Raw genomic sequence first — 17,372 nt, 5'->3', positions numbered from 1 at the left:
CCCTTGCCCCCGATGCGCATCCCACCCCCACCACCGGAGTCATCGCGTGCATCGACGACGTTGTCACTGCGACGTCCTTTTTTCCAGAGCATGGAAGAATCCTCTTTTGGTCGTGTAGGAAGTGTAGACGCCGGGGGAGGTACGGCGTCTGACTGCTGGGACTAAGAGGGCGAAGCGGGGGGAATGGTTCAGGGGGGGCTCGGTGATTGCGGAGCATTCCCTAACCTTGCTGACTATCGAGAGCTTTCAATGGCGTAACACAGTGCAGCTAGGGCGCCGCCGTTGATGAAAAGCCAGATATGAAGTCCCCAGATATGTCGCCTCAAACGGAAGGGGATCCTGAGGTGAGCGTCTTGGGTAATGTCACCTCGGCGGTACATGATTCTCGGCATGTACATAATTGCGAAAATGATGCTGAGTCGCATCTGTCGACCTATCACGCCGCCTTGCCACAGGTTTCGGGTGTTTGTAACACCTTGGCAGTCGGACAAATGCGCTTCAAGTACATCAATATTCTTGTACGTGAACCATCCCATTGCCATGAGATTGATCCACGAGGAAATGAGCCAAGCCAAGCCCAGGACGACAAAAATCGGCATTACGGCCTCCATTCGTAGATCATTTCGCCAATGTGTTCACCACCCCACTCACCTGCAGAGCCTGCAGCGTATCCGCCTATAGCAGACGCGACGATACCGCATCCAATCGCGCCCAAACCGCCGGTTGGTACTCCGAACACGACCATGCAAAGCGGTGTAAGGGTGGCCATTCCAATAGTGCCCCCTATCAGGCCGCCGCTAATGCCGCCGACCAGCTTCGACCCTTCGACATACTTCGCCTTCCTGCACATTTCCTCCCGCCCCATCGAACACGCTTCCTTGATCTCCAGATGCGTTGACCACGCATTCAACCCGATCCCGATCGGCGTCCCCATCCTCAGCAACTTCGAAGCCTTGGCAATATGCGCCAGCCGTTGCGAATAGCCACGCATCTCCGGGTTGTGCAGATAGCTTTTCGTCGAAACCCCCAACATTTTCTTGATTGACCCGTTATTGCGCATACCTGTGCCCCAGTGGGCGATGCCTTTGAGTTGAGTGGCGAGTTTGACGAAGTGCACGCGGCGTTGGTTGATGAATTCCTGCCGAGCGATGGGGGTGCCGCGTTTGAGGGCGAGTTGATACAGCTGCTCGATGTCTTTCAGCGTGGCTTCAACACCTTTGAGGTGCTTTTCCCAGCTCCCGGTGGCGGCACCGATGCCCAATGATCCGTAGCCCAGCATGTGCTGTAACAGGTCGTAATTCTTGACGATGTCTTTGTCCGCTTGATGCTGGAAGAGCGAATGGTGAGTGCCGTAGGCGAGTCTCATCATCTCCGCCTCCTCAGGCGTCACTCGCGACGTCGATTCATCGGCGACGACCATGAGCTGCCCCGGCATGACCATCGTGTTGCGGACATGAGCGTTAAGCTGGTCGAATTTTGCTCCACCGCCGACCTGCGCCTTGATGACGGGGTAGTGCTGAACCTGATCGTTGATGAACACATACGGCTTGCCTGCGACTGCCATTTTCCTGTCCCTGAGCGTGCATGAAAGCGCGAGGATAGGAAAAGGGCAGCGGGCTTTTCGAGGGGCTGGGGCGGGGTTACAGAGAATTCAGAACGGCCCTACTTTGGGCGTGATTCTTTCCTACAAGACTGGCTCATAGAGTGTGCTGCGCGAGGGGTTTCCTCGCGCGAGCCACGTTGTTAACGCTGACCGCGCATCATCAACAGCGCCACGATAACGCCAAGGGCGGCGAGGGTCGTGGCGATGATCCCGAGCGAACCCAGCCCGTAATGATGAATGCCCAAGCCGCCAAAAATGGCACCAAGGCCGATCCCAGCGTTGGCCGCCGAAATGTTCATCGACGCTGCCAGCGCTTGCGCTTTAGCGCCAGCCGTCATCACACGCACTTGGCAGACCGGGAACAGCGCGGTGTAGGCGACGCCCCAGATGATCAGCGACGCGACCAGCCACGGGGTGTCCGCCGCCAGCGCCACTGCCGCGAGCATTCCGAACCCCAGCACCAGCAGAAACAGCACCATCGCCCCCAACGGCCGACGGTCCACCATGGCGCCGCCCAGATGGTTGCCGATCATGCCGACGGCGCCGAAACCCATCAGCCACCAGCCGACATGACTCGACGGAATATTCGCAAGACGTTCGAGGATGTCGGCCAGGTAGGTGTAGGCCGTGAACATCGCGGTAAAGGTCAGCACCGACAGCAGGATGTGCGCCAGGAACCGAGGCTGACGCAAGATGGCGGTCTGTTTCTCGCCTTCGTCCGCAACGGGGGCGCTGGGCAGTGTCGGCATCATCAGGTGCATCAGAATGCCGATGATCAGCGAGAGTCCCGACAGCACCCAGAAGCTGCCACGCCAGCCAATCAGGTCTGCTGCCACGGTGCCCAGCGGGATGCCGAACACCAGCGCCGCCGAGATGCCGAGGTAGACCTTCGACACGGCTTTGCCCGCGTTGCCGGGACCGGCCAGTTGCCCGGCGGTTTCGCTGGCCGTGCCCCAGAACACGGGAAGCGCCAGCGCTGGAATGAAGCGGGCGATGGCCAGCACCCAAATGTTGGTCGAAACAGCCGCCAAGGCGTTCGACAAAGCGAAGACGATCAGAATCAGTGTGAACAGTTTTTTGCGCTCCACGCGAGCCAGCTTGGCCGTCAGCACTGGGCCGAACAACATCACCGTGAAGGCAAACAGCGTGACGACCTGACCGGCAACGGTGATCGAGACGTTCAAATCCTGCGCGAGCGCAGGCAGAAGCCCGACGATGACAAACTCGGTGGTTACGATGATGAAGGCCGCGATGGCCATGATCAGGATCTGCACGCCGGATCGCGAGGACTCGTACGGCAGCGCGTCGGCGTTGGCCGTTGAGGGGGAAGACATGGGAAAACTCCAGAAAAAAGTATGGCGCTAGCCTATTGGAGAATTTAAGGTCTATTCCGGTCATTTTTTCTGAAATGATGTGAAACAGGTTCACTAATCGCGGGGTCGCTGATGTTTTCTTCCGAACGCCTCAAAGGCATCGACGTGTTTGTCATCGTCGCCGATCTGGGCAGTTTCACCGCCGCTGCCGAGCGCCTCAATCTCAGCAATTCTGCCGTGAGCAAAAGCATCGGTCGGCTGGAAAACCGACTGGGGACGCGGCTGTTCAACCGCACCACTCGACGCCTGTCTTTGACTGATGCGGGACTGACGTTTTACCAGACCTGCACCGCCGTGCTCTCGGACCTTGAAGAAGTCGAGCAGGTGCTGCATTCCGAGCAGGATGAGCCTCAGGGCAAGGTGCGCATCGATTTGCCCGCGGCCTATGGACGGTTGCACGTCCTGCCTTTGATTCTGGACTTCGTCAAACAGCACCCGAGATTGATGCCGCACATTTCGTTCGCGGACCGCTTCGTCGACCCCGTGCACGAAGAAATCGACATCGTGGTGCGGATTGGCGGGCCAGACGCGTGGGCGTCCAGCGTAGGACATCGCTATTTTGGCAGTCAGCGACTGGTGTTCTGCGCGTCCCCCGAATACCTGGCCCAGTTCGGCATACCGGCGTTTGAGCACGACCTCGAAGCGCATCGGTGCCTGGGCTATTCGATGCATGCGGGCACGATCAGCCCGTGGTATTTCAAGGGGCGGCAATCCGGCGACATGGAGCGCAGAATCATGCACCCCCACGTGGCCGTGGGCGATGGGGAAGGGGTGGTGATGGCAGCGCTGGCGGGGTTGGGTATTACGCAGTTGCCCACGTGGCTGGTGCAGCGTCATCTGGATTCGGGGGCGTTGGTGGAAGTCCTGCCAGACCTGGCTACCGAAAGTATGCCGATGAATCTGGTCTGGCGCAGGAACCGGGTAAATCTGCCGAAAGTGCGGGCGCTGCTGGATTACCTGACTGCCCGACTGACGCCGTCGGGCAGCACGCGGTCAGCAACCGTCGATTAGCCCTTGGCGCTTGATCTGACGTATCGCCGGCAAGCGTTCCTACATCAAACCGAGCCTAATCACACCCGCGCGGTCTGCTTCTCGGACACTTCCACAGGCGATGCATCGGCGAAATGGTTCACCTGCCGCAGCGCTTTGAAACCCACCATCCAGGTGCCCACCACGCCCAGCGTGCACAGCCCGCCGAGGATCGCGGCAGGCACAGCGCCGAACAGTGAGGCGCTGCTGCCTGCACGGAATTCGCCCAGCTCGTTGGAGGAACCAATGAACAGCATGTTCACGGCGTTGACCCGCCCGCGCATGTCGTCCGGCGTGGAGAACTGCACCAGCGTCGAGCGGATGTAGACGCTCACCATGTCTGCCGCACCGGCGAACATCAGCGCGATCAGTGAGAGCCAGAACAGCGTCGACAGGGCGAACACCAGGTTAGCGACGCCGAACACCGCCACGGCGATGAACATCACCATGCCGACGTGGCGATCGAACGGACGCGCCGCCAGATACAGGCCGGTGGTCACTTCGCCCAGGCTCATCGCACTGCGCAACGCGCCCAGCCCTTGAGGACCGAGGTGCAGCACTTCGTGGGCGTAGATCGGCAGCAACGCCACTACGCCGCCGAGCAGCACGGCGAACAGGTCGAGGGAAATGGTGCCGAGAATGATCGGGCGAGAACGAATGAAGGCGATCCCGGCGGTGAAGCGTTTCCAGGCGGTGGATTCAAGGATCTGCTTTTTACCGGCGTACAGCACCGGCACGCGAATCAGCAACAGCACGCCTGCGATGAAGCTTGCCGTGCACACGGTGTAGGTCAGCCCGCCACCGCCTGCCGCGTAAAGACCGCCGCCGACCAAAGGCCCGGCGATGGTCGCGATGCGCATGATCATGCTGTTCGTCGCAATCGCCGACGCCAGTTTTTCCCGAGGCACGACTTGCGGCAGCAGGCTTTGCAGCGCCGGACCGGTGAACGCCCGGGCACAACCGAACAGGGCCAGCGTCGCGTAGATCAGGCGGGTGTCCTGGTGGTGGGTAACGGAAAACAGCATCAGAATCAGGCTGCACGTGGCCTGCACGGTCCAACTGATGGTCAGGATCAGTTTGCGGTCGTAGCGGTCGATCAGGTCACCGGCCGGCATCAGCAGCAACAGCATCGGAATGAACTGCGCCAGTCCCACATACGCCAGCGAAATCGGGTCGCGGGTCATGTCATAGACTTGCCAGGCCACGACAACGGCTTGAATTTGCATGGCGAAGACGGCGGCAAGGCGGGCGGTCAGGAAGGCAAAAAAGCCGGGCTGCTTAAGGGCACTTCCAGAAACGGCGTCGGAAGGTGAGGCGGACGAATCGGAACTCAAGGCAGGACATCCATCGAAGCGAAAGACGGCCGACTGTTATACACCGCCAAGGAGGTATATGCCGCTTACTGTCAGAAATTTAATGATGGATGGTAGGGAATAGGCGCGTTTTGAGGGCTGTCGCGAAAGGCTCATCGCAGATAATCGTTCCCACGCGGAGCATGGGAACGATCAAAGCAACGATCAGGATTACCGACGAACCAGCAACACACCCGATTCCATATGGTGGGTGTACGGAAACTGGTCGAACAGTGCACAGCGCTCCACCCGGTGGGTGTCGTGCAGTTGGGCGATGTTGGCGGCCAGGGTTTCCGGGTTGCAGGAGATGTACAGAATGCGTTCGAAACGTCGGGTCAGCTCGCAGGTGTCCGGGTCCATCCCGGCGCGGGGCGGGTCGACGAACACGCTGCCGAAGTCGTAGCTTTTCAGATCGACACCGGCCAGACGGCGGAACGGACGCACGTCGTTCAGCGCCTCGGTCAGCTCTTCTGCCGAGAGACGCACCAGCGACACGTTATCCACACCGTTGTCAGCCAGGTTGCTGAGGGCCGCGTTGACCGACGTCTTGCTGATTTCGGTCGCGAGCACCTTGCGCACGCGGGTCGCCAGCGGCAGGGTGAAGTTGCCGTTGCCGCAATACAGCTCCAGCAGGTCATCGTCCCGGTCGCCCAGCGCGTCGTACGCCCAGCCCAGCATTTTCTGATTCACCGCGCCGTTGGGCTGGGTGAACGCGCCTTCGGGCTGGCGATAGCTGAACGTACGCCCGGCCACTTCCAGTTCCTCGGTCACGTAATCACGACCGATCACCAGACGCTGGCCTTTGGAGCGCCCGATCACGCTGACGTTGAGGTCCGACGCCAACTGCTCGGCATCAGCCTGCCAGGCGTCATCCAGCGGGCGGTGATAGCACAGGGTGATCATGCCGTCGCCCGCCAGCGTGGTCAGGAAATCCACCTGGAACAGCTTGTGATTGAGCGTCTTGCTGGCTTCCCAACGGTCCCGCAGCACCGGCATCAGCGCGTTGATCTGCTGGCTGGCGATGGGGAATTCGTTGATCAGGATCGGGGTGTATTTATCGCCCGGCGCAAACATCGCGTAGTGACGCACGCCCTCGTCGCGCCACAGCCGGAACTCGGCGCGCAAGCGGTAATGCTCGCGCGGAGAGTCGAACACTTGCGGCTCGGGTGCATCGAAGGGCTGCAACAGCTCGCGCAGGCGCTGGGCCTTTTCATCGAGCTGTCGGGTGTAGTTGGCAGGGTCGAACGCAGCACTCATGGATAAAAGCCCAACTTGATCACAAACAGAATCGACAGTACGACCAAGGCCGAATTCAGCTCACGGGCCCGGCCCGACAACAGCTTGATCACGGTCCAGGAAATGAAACCGAAGGCGATGCCGTTGGCGATGGAATAGGTGAACGGCATCGCCAGCGCGGTCAGCACCACCGGGGCGGCTTCGGTGATGTCGTCCCAGTTGATTTCCGCCAGACCCGAGGTCATCAGCACGGCAACGAACAGCAACGCCGGAGCGGTGGCAAACGCCGGAACGCTGCCCGCCAACGGGGCGAAGAACAGCGCCAGCAAGAACAGCACAGCGACGACGATGGCGGTCAGACCGGTGCGGCCCCCGGCACTGACGCCTGCTGCCGACTCGATGTAACTGGTCGTGGTTGACGTGCCCAGCAGCGAACCGGCCATGGCGGCGGTGCTGTCGGCGATCAGGGCGCGGCCCATCTTCGGCATGTGACCGTCCTTGCCCATCAGGCCGGCGCGCTTGGCGACGCCGATCAGGGTGCCCGAATTATCAAAGAGATCAACAAAGAGAAACGAGAAGATCACGCTCACCAGACCGATGTTCAGCGCGCCCGGAATGTCCAGTTGCAGGAACGTGGGGGCCAGCGATGGCGGCATCGACATCACGCCACCGAACGGCGAAAAACCGAGGACGATGGAGATAACGGTGACCGCCAGAATGCCGATCAGCACCGCGCCGCGCACTTTCAGGGCGTCGAGGGCGACGATCAGGGCAAAACCGAGCGCGGCAAGAATGGGCGCAGGCTTGGCCAGGTCGCCCAGGCCGACCATGGTCGCCGGGTTGCTGACCACGATGTCGGCGTTGTGCAGGGCGATCAGCGCCAGGAACAGGCCGATACCGGCGGCAATGGCCGAGCGCAGCGGCAGCGGGATGCTGTTGATGATCCACTCGCGGATGCGAAAGATCGACAGCAGGAAAAACATCACGGCCGAAATGAACACCGCCCCCAGCGCCACTTGCCAGGTGTGACCCATGTGCAGGACGACGGTGTAGGTGAAGAAGGCGTTCAGGCCCATGCCCGGTGCCAGCGCGATCGGGTAGTTGGCGATCAGGCCCATGACCGTGGAACCGATGGCGGCCGCCAGGCAGGTCGCAACGAAGATGGCGCCCTTGTCCATGCCGGTCGCGCCGAGGATGCTCGGGTTGACGAACAGGATGTAGGCCATGGCGAGGAACGTCGTGACCCCGGCCAGAATTTCGGTACGCACATTGGTGTCATGTGCCTTGAGTTGAAACAGCCGCTCCAGCATGTATGGCTCCCCGGTGGCGCAATGCGCCTTTAATGAATCGACTAGTAACAGCAAAGCACAGCCGTTGAAACGGCTCGTATTAATTCACTGCACAAAATCTGCCAGTCGCAAAAAAGCCGCGCATCATACCAGCAGCTTTGCGGGATGGGGGCGGGAGCCCGTCGGGGGACGGTATTTGTCAGGATTGCCCCTCCATTCGCCGCGGCGTTGAGGCTCAAACCGTCTGGCCGTCGATGATCGAGCGCCCCGACGCTCACTCATCACATTCCCTGAACGATTGCGAAACACCACACGTCGTAAACCAGAGACGCAGATTCACTGCGCTGATGCGTAACAACCGTGAGGCTTTCCCATGAGTGCGACGAACCCACAGGCCTTCGCAGAGCATTCCATTGCCCTGACGCTCAACGGCCAACCCCGGCAATTGAACGTGCAACCCTGGACCACGTTGCTTGACCTGCTGCGCGAACAGCTCGATCTGGTCGGCACCAAAAAAGGCTGCGACCACGGCCAATGCGGGGCGTGCACCGTGTTGCGCGACGGCAAGCGCATCAATGCCTGCCTGACGCTGGCGATCATGTGCGACGGCGCCGAACTCACCACCATCGAAGGGTTGGCCGAAGGCGACACCCTGCACCCGATGCAGCAGGCGTTCATCAAACATGACGCCTTTCAGTGCGGCTACTGCACGCCGGGCCAGATCTGTTCGGCCGTAGGGCTGGCCAACGAAGGGCGCGCGAACAGCGAAGACGACATCAAAGAGCTGATGAGCGGCAATCTATGCCGTTGCGGCGCCTACAGCAACATTCGTGCGGCCGTCGTTGAGGTGCTGCCTCAACTCGACGCCGCACCCGGTCAGGGAGGGCGCCAGTCATGACCCCGTTCAGTTACAGCAAACCAGCCGATGTGGCTCAAGCCATCAACCTTGCGGGACCCGCCAGCCGCTTCATCGCGGGCGGTACCAACCTGCTGGACTTGATGAAGGAGAACATCGCCCACCCCGAGCACTTGATCGACATCACCGGACTGCCGCTGAAGGACGTCCGCGAGACGCCCGAAGGCGGCGTCATGATCGGCGCGCTGGTCAGCAATGCCGACCTGGCCTGGCACCCGTTGATCGAAACCCGTTACCCGCTCCTGTCACAGGCCGTACTCGCGGGTGCGTCGCCTCAGTTGCGCAACATGGCCAGCACCGGCGGCAACCTGTTGCAGCGCACCCGTTGCTACTACTTCTACGATTCGACCGTGCCCTGCAACAAGCGCGAGCCGGGTTCTGGCTGTCCTGCGAAACAAGGCTTGAACCGGATTCACGCGATTCTGGGCGCCAGCGACGACTGCGTGGCGACTCATCCGTCAGACATGTGCGTGGCACTCGCGGCGCTTGAAGCGGTGGTTCATGTCGAAGGGCGCGCCGGGAAACGCACGATCGAATTCGCGGATTTCCATCGACTGCCTGCCGACTCCCCCGAACGGGACAATCAACTGGCGGACGATGAACTGATCACCGCCATCGAACTGCCCCCTGCACGGTTTCAGCAGCACAGCCATTACCTGAAAATCCGTGATCGCGCGTCCTACGCGTTCGCGCTGGTCTCTGTGGCCGCCGCGCTGGAACTCGACGGCGATGTTATTCGCGAGGTGCGATTGGCTTTGGGCGGTGTGGCGCACAAGCCGTGGCGCGACAAAGAGGTCGAGCGCTCGCTGATCGGCCAACCGGTCTCACGGGAAAACTTCGTGGCCGCCGCCGACGCCATGCTGCGCGACGTTCAGCCGCTTGAGCACAACGCCTTCAAGATCAAACTGGCACGTCGCGCTATCGTCCGTGCGCTCAGCGACGCCGCCGTGGGAGGGAATGCCTGATGAACGCCAAAATGTTTCCACCCGGTCGCGTCTCGCCCGTGGGTCAGCCACTGGACAGAGTCGATGGCGTGCTGAAAGTGACAGGCCAGGCCCGTTACGCGGGTGAATACCCGGAAAAGGGCCTGCTTCATGGCAGCGTGGTCTCCAGCACCATCGCCCGGGGCCGCGTGATCAACATCGACACGTCGCAGGCGCTGCAAGTGCCGGGCGTCGTGGCTGTGATCGACCACCTCAACCGCCCCCGCGTCGCCAGTTACGACAAGGATTACGAGGACGCCGACTCGGCAGAAGGCTCTCCCTTTCGGCCTCTTTATAACGATCGCGTGCTCTACAGCGGTCAGCCGTTGGCGCTGGTCGTGGCCGACTCGCTGGAGATTGCGCGCCATGCCGGTTCGCTGATCCGCATCGAGTACGAGACCGAGGCTCACCAGACGAGTCTGCTCGCCGCCCAAGGCAGCGCTCATACGGCCCCGGCGGAAACCCCGAAACCGAGGGGTGATTTCGACGCAGGAATGGCCAGCGCGGCGTTCACCATGGACGCCCGTTACAGCACGCCCAACGAGCATCACAACCCGATGGAGCCCCACGCCTCGACCGTGCTCTATCAACCCGACGGCAGCCTGCATATCCACGACAAGACCCAAGGCCCGCAGAATTGTCAGGACTACCTGCACAAGGTGTTCGACCTGGACAAGTCGAAGATCCGCATTTTCGCCGCGTTCGTGGGCGGTGCGTTCGGCTCCGGCCTGCGTCCGCAATACCAGTTGCCCTTGGCGGTGATGGCGGCCCTGCAGCTCAAGCGTTCAGTTCGCGTGACCCTGACCCGCCAACAGATGTTCACCTTCGGCTACCGCCCCAACACCTTGCAGCACCTGCGACTCGGTGCGACCAAAGAGGGCCGGCTCGTGGCAGTGGGGCACGACGTCATCGGCCAGACCTCGCGCTTCGAGGACTTCACCGAACACGTCGTCGAGTGGAGCGGCATGCTCTACCAGTGCGACAACGTACAACTGACCTACAAACTCGCGCCGCTGGACGTCTACACCCCGCTGGACATGCGGGCGCCGGGCGCGACTTCGGGCATGGTCGGGCTGGAATGCGCGATGGACGAGCTGGCCTGCGCTGCCGGAATCGATCCTGTGCAGCTGCGCGTGATTAATTTCGCCGAGCGCAATGGCAACGAGGACAAACCCTATTCCAGCAAGGAACTGATCGCGTGCTATGAGCAAGGCGCAGAGCGCTTCGGCTGGCATCGACGCAATCCCGAACCGCGCAGCATGCGCAACGGCCGGCAGTTGGTGGGCTGGGGCATGGCGGGCGGGGTGTGGGAGGCGATGCAGATGAAGGCCAGTGCCAAGGCCAGCATCGACGCCAATGGCAAGTTGACCGTGAGCAGCGCCACCACCGACATCGGCACCGGGACGTACACCGTCATGGTGCAAATCGCGGCCGAAGCCGCCGGGGTCAAGCATGACGACGTGACTTTCGTCCTGGGCGACTCTTCGTTGCCGACCGCGCCGTTGCAGGGCGGCTCGTTCACCGTGTCATCAGTGGGCACGGCGGTACAGCAGGCATGCCGAGGCGTGCGCACCAAACTGCTGGACGCTGTGCGCATGGCCCATCCGCAATTCGCGGTGGTGGACATGGAAGACATCGCGTTTGGCGACGGCTACCTGATCATCCAGGATCAGCGATTTGCCTACGCCGACATCGTCCGTGAGTCGTCCCACGAGACGCTGGACGTGCAGATCGACGCCGAACCCGACGAGAAGCGCAACGGCTACGCCACCGCGACGCACTCGGCGGTGTTTGTCGAGGTGCTGGTCGATGAAGACTTGGGCAACATCCGAGTGAATCGCGTCGTCAGCGCGGTGGCGGCGGGGAGGGTGGTCAATCCCAAAACAGCCCGCAGTCAGATTTTGGGGGGCGTGGTGTGGGGCATCAGTCAGGCCATGCAAGAAGAGACTCAGACCGATCACACCCTGGGCCGGTTCATGAATCACAGCCTGGCGGAATACCACATCCCCGTGAACGCCGACATTGGCGAGATCGACGTGCTGTTCGTTGAAGAGAACGACGAGATCGTCAACGAGTTGGGGTCCAAGGGCGTCGGGGAAATTGGCATCGTCGGTGTCGCGTCCGCGATTGCCAATGCCATCTATCATGCAACGGGCAAGCGCGTGCGCGAGTTTCCGATCACCTTGGATAAAGTGCTCTGATCATCCGCAAACCCTGTAGGGGCTCGCTCCTACAGGCACTCGTCATGCTGCTGTCAACCTGCCATCTTTCTCAATGTCGCCACAGTGCAAGCACAGGTCGCGCTGGTGCGTTTCGTGGGCAGGGCGGCTGCGTAATTTGCATCAACGCGGCAGCAACGCATTGTCGTGGGTCTTCAAGGTTTAGAAACAAACTGCCAAAAAGAGCTGATTAAAAATAACGAGCCGACCCGAGGAGCACGCATGAAGAAGTTTATTCGTCAGATCAGTTGTGGTGTGTTGATGCTGAGCAGCACGGCTTTGATGGCGGCCGAGCCAGCCAAGTGTCAGAACGTGCGGATGGGCGTGGTCAACTGGACTGACGTGATCGCGACCAGCGCGGTGGCTGAAGTGTTGCTGCAGAACTTGGGTTACGACGTGAAGCAAACCAGTGCCGCGCAACAGATCGTTTTCGGCGGTTTGCGTGATGACCGTCTTGACGTGTTCCTGGGTTACTGGAAACCGGCGATGGACAAGAACATTGCACCCTTCGTGTCCGCCAATCAGGTCAAGGTGTTCGACACCCCGAGCATGAACGATGCCCAGGCCACGCTGGCCGTGCCGCAATTCGAAGCGGACGCGGGCCTGAAAACGTTCGCAGACATCGCCAAATTCAAGGACAAGCTTGGCGGCAAGATTTACGGGATCGAGCCAGGCACCGGTGCCAATGCCAACATCAAGGGCATGATCGAAAAGGACCAGTTCGGCCTCAAAGGTTTCCAGCTGGTTGAATCGGGCGAAGCCGGGATGCTAGCCGCTGTGAAACGCGCCGTGGATCGCAAGGAGTGGGTGGTGTTCGTGGGTTGGACTCCGCACCCGATGAACATCAACATGAAGATCGCGTACCTGACCGGCAGTGAAGATGTGTTCGGCCCGAACGAAGGTGCAGCGACAGTCTCCGTCGTGACTGCGCCGGATTACGCGACCCGTTGCCCGAACGTCAACAAGCTGATGAGCAACCTGAAATTCACCGCGGCGCAGGAAAGCCAGATGATGGTGCCGATCATGGACCGCAAGGCCCCGAACGACGTCGCCAAGGCCTGGCTCAAGGATCACCCGGAAGACACCAAGCGCTGGCTGGATGGCGTGACCACGTTTGACGGCAAAGACGCAGCGGCGGCTGTGCAAGTGGCTGTCAACAAGTAAGCGCAGTGAGTCGGCGCTGTTGATGTCACCCTGTAGGAGCGAATTCATTCGCGATGTGGCCGTCCATCCCATGAAAATGCGTTGGATGTACTGGCCAATCGCGAATGAATTCGCTCCTACAGGTTTTGTGTTCATACCAACCCTGTCCCCCGGCGTCAGACGGGCTGGAGCCGCGGATGCCTACTGAATATCCCCTCTCGCCAGAAATGGCCCTCTTCATTGAGAAGACCCTGAGTTTCAGCGTCGACTCGCTGGAAATTCCCGCTCAACGCCGCGCCTACTCGCGCATGTGCGAGGCCTTCACCCCCACCCGTCCGGCCGACCTTGAGGTCAAGGATTTCCAGCTGGCCGGGGTGGACGTGCGCTGTTACCGGCCCCATCGCATTTCTGTCGAACATCCCGCCCCATGTGTCATGTACCTGCACGGCGGGGGCTGGGTGGTCGGGGATCTGGATTCCCATGATTTTCTGACTGCGACCTTGGCGGTTGACCTCAACGCGGTGGTCATCGCGGTCGATTATCGGTTGGCCCCCGAGCACCCGTTCCCGGCCGGTTTCGAGGATTGCCTGGAGGTCTGGCACGCTTTGCAGATTCAGGCCCAACGGCTGGACATCGATCCTCAGCGCATCGCCATTGCCGGAGACAGCGCTGGGGGAAATCTCGCCGCGGCCGTGTGCCTGGCCCTGCGCGATTCGGGACAGCGGCAGCCCGTAGGGCAAACCCTGATTTACCCAGGACTGGGCGGGGCCGACGACCTCCCATCGCGCACGGAATGTTTCGATGCGCCGTTGCTCAGTACAGTGGATCTGGGGTTTTACCGGCAGTTGTATTTGAGCGAGGGCGAACGTTCACCGTATGCAATGCCCCTCAATGCGACGGACTTCCGTGGCCTGGCGCCAGCGTTCATTGCCGTCGCCCAGTTCGACCCCTTGCGCGACGACGGCGTGTGTTACGAACGGGCCTTGCGCGAAGCAGGCGTTGCTACCGAGTTCGACCCGGGACTGGGGCTCGTGCACGGCAGCCTGCGGGGCAAGGGGCAGGTGGCGGAAGTGGACGCGCTGTATCGACGGTTGGTCAGCGCGCTGTTGGGGTTTTTGCGTCGTTCGTTGTGAACTCCTGCACTCTCACGGCCTGCGCCGCGCAGATGCGAAAGCACATTTATCCCGCGTCTGATCCGCTTTCTCCCCTTCTGCACTGCCCTCCCGGGTGAGGCAACTCGTCACGCGACAAATGACCACGCGGAGCATGTGCCGAAATGGGACTACTCTTTCAGCGTCGGCTGACCTGAATCAATTTCTCACACTCCAGCGATTGACCGGGCGGCTTGACATCACTCCCGCGTGGTCGTTTGCCTGGGCGCGAAATCAAAAAGAACAACGGCACGCCGTCGTACTCAATACACCGTGGGGGCAGTCGCTGAAGGCCCCGTGTGTCTGCAGCCGGTTTCACCTGATTAGAGGAAGACCTATGTTCGGTTTAGAGGCACTCGATCTCGCCCGAATTCAGTTTGCGTTCACTGTTTCGTTCCACATCCTGTTCCCTGCCATCACCATCGGTCTGGCGAGTTTCCTCGCGGTGCTCGAAGGTTTGTGGCTCAAGACCCACGATGACACCTACCGAGACCTCTACCATTTCTGGTCGAAGATATTTGCCGTCAACTTTGGCATGGGCGTGGTCTCCGGGCTGGTCATGGCGTACGAATTCGGCACCAACTGGAGCCGATTCTCTGATTTCGCTGGCGCGATCACCGGGCCGTTGCTGACCTATGAAGTGCTGACCGCCTTCTTCCTCGAAGCCGGTTTCCTGGGCGTGATGCTGTTTGGTTGGAACCGCGTTGGCCGTGGCCTGCATTTCTTTGCGACCGTGATGGTGGCCATTGGCACGCTGATTTCCACCTTCTGGATTCTCGCCTCCAACAGCTGGATGCAAACCCCGCAGGGCTTCGAAATCGTCGATGGCCGGGTGATTCCGGTGGACTGGCTTGCGGTGATCTTCAACCCGTCATTCCCCTATCGCCTCATGCACATGGCCATTGCAGCGTTCGTCGCGACTGCCTTCTTCGTTGGCGCATCGGCCGCCTGGCATTTGCTGCGCGGCCGTGACAACCCGGCCATCCGCCGGATGCTGTCGATGGCGATGTGGATGGCGCTGATCGTGGCGCCGATTCAAGCAGTGGTGGGCGATGCCCATGGCTTGAACACGCTGGAGCACCAGCCTGCCAAGATCGCGGCCATCGAAGGACATTGGGAAAACGTGGGCAACGAGCCGACGCCGCTCATCCTGTTCGGCATTCCGGACATGAAAGAAGAGCGCACCAAATACGCCATCGAGATTCCGTACCTCGGCAGCCTGATCCTGACCCACAGCCTGGACAAACAGATCCCGGCGCTGAAGTCGTTCCCGCCTGAGGACCGCCCCAATTCGCTGATCGTCTTCTGGTCGTTCCGGGTGATGGTGGCGCTGGGCATGCTGATGATCTTCGTCGGCCTGTGGAGCGCCTGGCTGCGCTGGCGTGGCGGGCTGTACACCAATCGCCTGTTTCTGCGGCTCGTGATGTGCATGGGGCCTGCCGGGCTGATCGCGATGCTCGCGGGCTGGTTCACCACGGAAATCGGTCGCCAGCCCTGGGTGGTCTACGGGCTGATGCGCACCGCCAACGCCTCGTCTAACCACAGCGTGGGGCAGTTGACCCTGACCCTGGTGCTGTTCGTCGTAGTGTATTTCATGCTGTTCGGCACCGGCTTTGGCTACATGATGCGCCTCGTGCGCAAAGGGCCGAAGACCCATGAAAGCGCCGACACGCCACACGGTGGCCCCGGCCAGAAACGCACTCCAGCACGTCCTCTCTCCGCCGCCGACGAAGGCAGCGAAGAAGGCCACAAAGACAGCCTGCGGGAAGGGAACTGAGCCATGGGTATCGATCTTCCACTGATCTGGGCCGTGATCATCATCTTCGGCATCATGATGTACGTCGTCATGGACGGCTTCGATCTGGGTATCGGGATTCTCTTTCCCTTCATGAAGGACAAGACCGACCGCGACGTGATGATGAACACCGTTGCGCCGGTCTGGGACGGCAACGAGACCTGGCTGGTACTGGGCGGCGCAGGATTGTTTGGTGCGTTTCCACTGGCCTATTCGGTCGTATTGGAGGCCTTGTACCTGCCGCTGATCCTGATGCTTATCGGGCTGATTTTTCGCGGTGTGGCCTTCGAGTTTCGCTTCAAGGCGACCGACGCCAAACGCCATCTTTGGGACAAAGCGTTCATTGGCGGCTCGCTGGTGGCGACGTTCTTCCAGGGCGTGGCGCTGGGCGCGTTCATCGACGGGATTCCGGTGGTCAACCGCGCCTATGCGGGCGGCGGGCTGGACTGGTTGACGCCGTTTTCGCTGTTCTGCGGCCTGGCGCTGATCGTGGCCTACGCCCTGCTTGGCTGCACTTGGCTGATCATGAAAACCGAAGGGCCCTTGCAAAAGGCGATGCACGATCTGGCGCGACCGCTGGCACTGGCAACCCTGGTGGTGATGGGGATCGTCAGTCTGTGGACGCCGTTGGCACACCACGAAATCGCTGACCGCTGGTTCAGCCCTTCGAACCTGATCTGGTTCATGCCGGTTCCGGCGTTGGTGCTGGTGACGATGTACGGGCTGTTCAAGGCGGTGGAACGCAACGCGCATTACACGCCGTTCCTGCTGACGCTGGTGCTGATCTTCCTTGGCTACAGCGGGCTCGGTATCAGCCTGTGGCCAAACATCATCCCGCCGTCGATCTCGATCTGGGACGCTGCCTCGCCACCGCAAAGCCAGGGCTTCATTCTGGTGGGCACGCTGTTCATCCTGCCGTTTATCCTCGGGTACACCTTCTGGAGCTACTACGTATTCCGCGGCAAGGTCACCCACGAAGACGGCTACCACTAAGGGGCATGACGATGAGCACCAAGGGGTCTCTGGGGGAAGACGACGGGGCGGAGAAAAAGCCGCTCTGGCAGCGAGTGGGCTGGCTGGTGGTGATTTGGTCAGGAAGCGTGCTGGCGCTGTTCATCGTCGCCACGTTGTTGCGGATGTTCATGACGGCGGCGGGGATGAAAACCCATTAGATCAGTCGCGCCTCTTCAACCTGTGGGAGCGAATCCATTCGCGAAAGGGCCGTGCGGACGCTGAAATGTGTCGTCAGGAATACCGTTTCGCGAATAAATTCGCTCCCACAG

The 17,372-nt window shown here is 60.9% G+C and carries 14 protein-coding genes and 1 pseudogene; 9 read left to right on the top strand and 6 right to left on the bottom strand.

Annotated elements, in window-relative coordinates:
* From GVN17_RS27415 to GVN17_RS27405, 3 genes and pseudogenes are all read right to left on the bottom strand, one after another.
* Nucleotides 1-92, bottom strand: a pseudogene (locus GVN17_RS27415) (neutral zinc metallopeptidase); the annotation flags it as partial.
* A 506-nt stretch (nt 93-598) separates the two neighbouring features.
* Nucleotides 599-1,564 (bottom strand): hypothetical protein, encoded by a 966-nt coding sequence (locus tag GVN17_RS27410; protein ID WP_166598427.1) that lies wholly within the window; start codon nt 1,562-1,564, stop codon nt 599-601.
* Between the two features lie 179 nt (nt 1,565-1,743).
* Entirely contained in the window at nt 1,744-2,937 is a 1,194-nt protein-coding gene (locus GVN17_RS27405) for an MFS transporter (RefSeq protein ID WP_166598426.1), read from the bottom strand.
* A gap of 111 nt (nt 2,938-3,048) precedes the next feature.
* Here GVN17_RS27405 and GVN17_RS27400 point away from each other — a divergent pair, with 111 nt between their 5' ends.
* Complete coding sequence (locus GVN17_RS27400; protein WP_166598425.1) at nt 3,049-3,987, top strand: LysR family transcriptional regulator; 939 nt, start codon at nt 3,049-3,051, stop codon at nt 3,985-3,987.
* A gap of 59 nt (nt 3,988-4,046) precedes the next feature.
* Here GVN17_RS27400 and GVN17_RS27395 read toward each other — a convergent pair whose 3' ends face one another.
* From GVN17_RS27395 to GVN17_RS27385, 3 genes are all read right to left on the bottom strand, one after another.
* The gene (locus tag GVN17_RS27395) at nt 4,047-5,339 is read right to left on the bottom strand and encodes an MFS transporter (protein WP_166598424.1); all 1,293 of its coding nucleotides are present in this window, start codon (nt 5,337-5,339) and stop codon (nt 4,047-4,049) included.
* Between the two features lie 189 nt (nt 5,340-5,528).
* A complete protein-coding gene (gene trmA / locus GVN17_RS27390) occupies nt 5,529-6,614 on the bottom strand; it encodes a tRNA (uridine(54)-C5)-methyltransferase TrmA (RefSeq protein WP_166598423.1) in 1,086 nt (361 codons plus the stop codon).
* Nucleotides 6,611-7,903 carry an NCS2 family permease gene (locus tag GVN17_RS27385; protein WP_166598422.1) on the bottom strand — a complete coding sequence of 431 codons (1,293 nt, stop codon included), beginning with the start codon at nt 7,901-7,903 and terminating at the stop codon, nt 6,611-6,613. Before GVN17_RS27385 ends, trmA begins: the two co-directional genes overlap by 4 nt.
* Nucleotides 7,904-8,255: 352 nt before the next feature.
* Between GVN17_RS27385 and GVN17_RS27380 the strand changes: the two genes are divergently transcribed.
* The 8 genes from GVN17_RS27380 to GVN17_RS27345 all read left to right on the top strand — a co-directional run bounded on the left by GVN17_RS27380 (nt 8,256) and on the right by GVN17_RS27345 (nt 17,261).
* Nucleotides 8,256-8,780 (top strand): (2Fe-2S)-binding protein, encoded by a 525-nt coding sequence (locus GVN17_RS27380; protein ID WP_166598421.1) that lies wholly within the window; start codon nt 8,256-8,258, stop codon nt 8,778-8,780.
* Nucleotides 8,777-9,763: a xanthine dehydrogenase family protein subunit M gene (locus GVN17_RS27375; protein ID WP_166598420.1), complete on the top strand. Its 987-nt coding sequence runs from the start codon at nt 8,777-8,779 to the stop codon at nt 9,761-9,763. The genes GVN17_RS27380 and GVN17_RS27375 overlap by 4 nt, the downstream gene beginning before the upstream one ends.
* A gap of 11 nt (nt 9,764-9,774) precedes the next feature.
* Complete coding sequence (locus tag GVN17_RS27370; protein WP_166598429.1) at nt 9,775-11,982, top strand: xanthine dehydrogenase family protein molybdopterin-binding subunit; 2,208 nt, start codon at nt 9,775-9,777, stop codon at nt 11,980-11,982.
* 240 nt (nt 11,983-12,222) lie between these two features.
* Nucleotides 12,223-13,164, top strand: a complete 942-nt coding sequence (choX, locus tag GVN17_RS27365) for a choline ABC transporter substrate-binding protein (RefSeq protein WP_166598419.1) — start codon at nt 12,223-12,225, stop codon at nt 13,162-13,164.
* Nucleotides 13,165-13,340: 176 nt separating this feature from the next.
* Nucleotides 13,341-14,276, top strand: coding sequence for an alpha/beta hydrolase (locus GVN17_RS27360; RefSeq protein WP_166598418.1), 936 nt, complete (start codon nt 13,341-13,343; stop codon nt 14,274-14,276).
* Between the two features lie 355 nt (nt 14,277-14,631).
* The gene (locus GVN17_RS27355) at nt 14,632-16,071 is read left to right on the top strand and encodes a cytochrome ubiquinol oxidase subunit I (protein ID WP_166598417.1); all 1,440 of its coding nucleotides are present in this window, start codon (nt 14,632-14,634) and stop codon (nt 16,069-16,071) included.
* A gap of 3 nt (nt 16,072-16,074) precedes the next feature.
* Nucleotides 16,075-17,082 carry a cytochrome d ubiquinol oxidase subunit II gene (gene cydB / locus GVN17_RS27350; protein ID WP_166598416.1) on the top strand — a complete coding sequence of 336 codons (1,008 nt, stop codon included), beginning with the start codon at nt 16,075-16,077 and terminating at the stop codon, nt 17,080-17,082.
* An 11-nt stretch (nt 17,083-17,093) separates the two neighbouring features.
* Entirely contained in the window at nt 17,094-17,261 is a 168-nt protein-coding gene (locus GVN17_RS27345; protein ID WP_166598415.1) for a DUF2474 domain-containing protein, read from the top strand.
* The last annotated feature ends 111 nt before the right edge of the window (nt 17,262-17,372 follow it).

This window comes from Pseudomonas sp. SLFW (genome assembly GCF_009905615.1).
Taxonomy (GTDB): domain Bacteria; phylum Pseudomonadota; class Gammaproteobacteria; order Pseudomonadales; family Pseudomonadaceae; genus Aquipseudomonas; species Aquipseudomonas bambusae.
The sequence above is the reverse complement of the archived record's forward strand: the minus strand, read 5'-3'. Positions and strand labels throughout refer to the sequence as shown.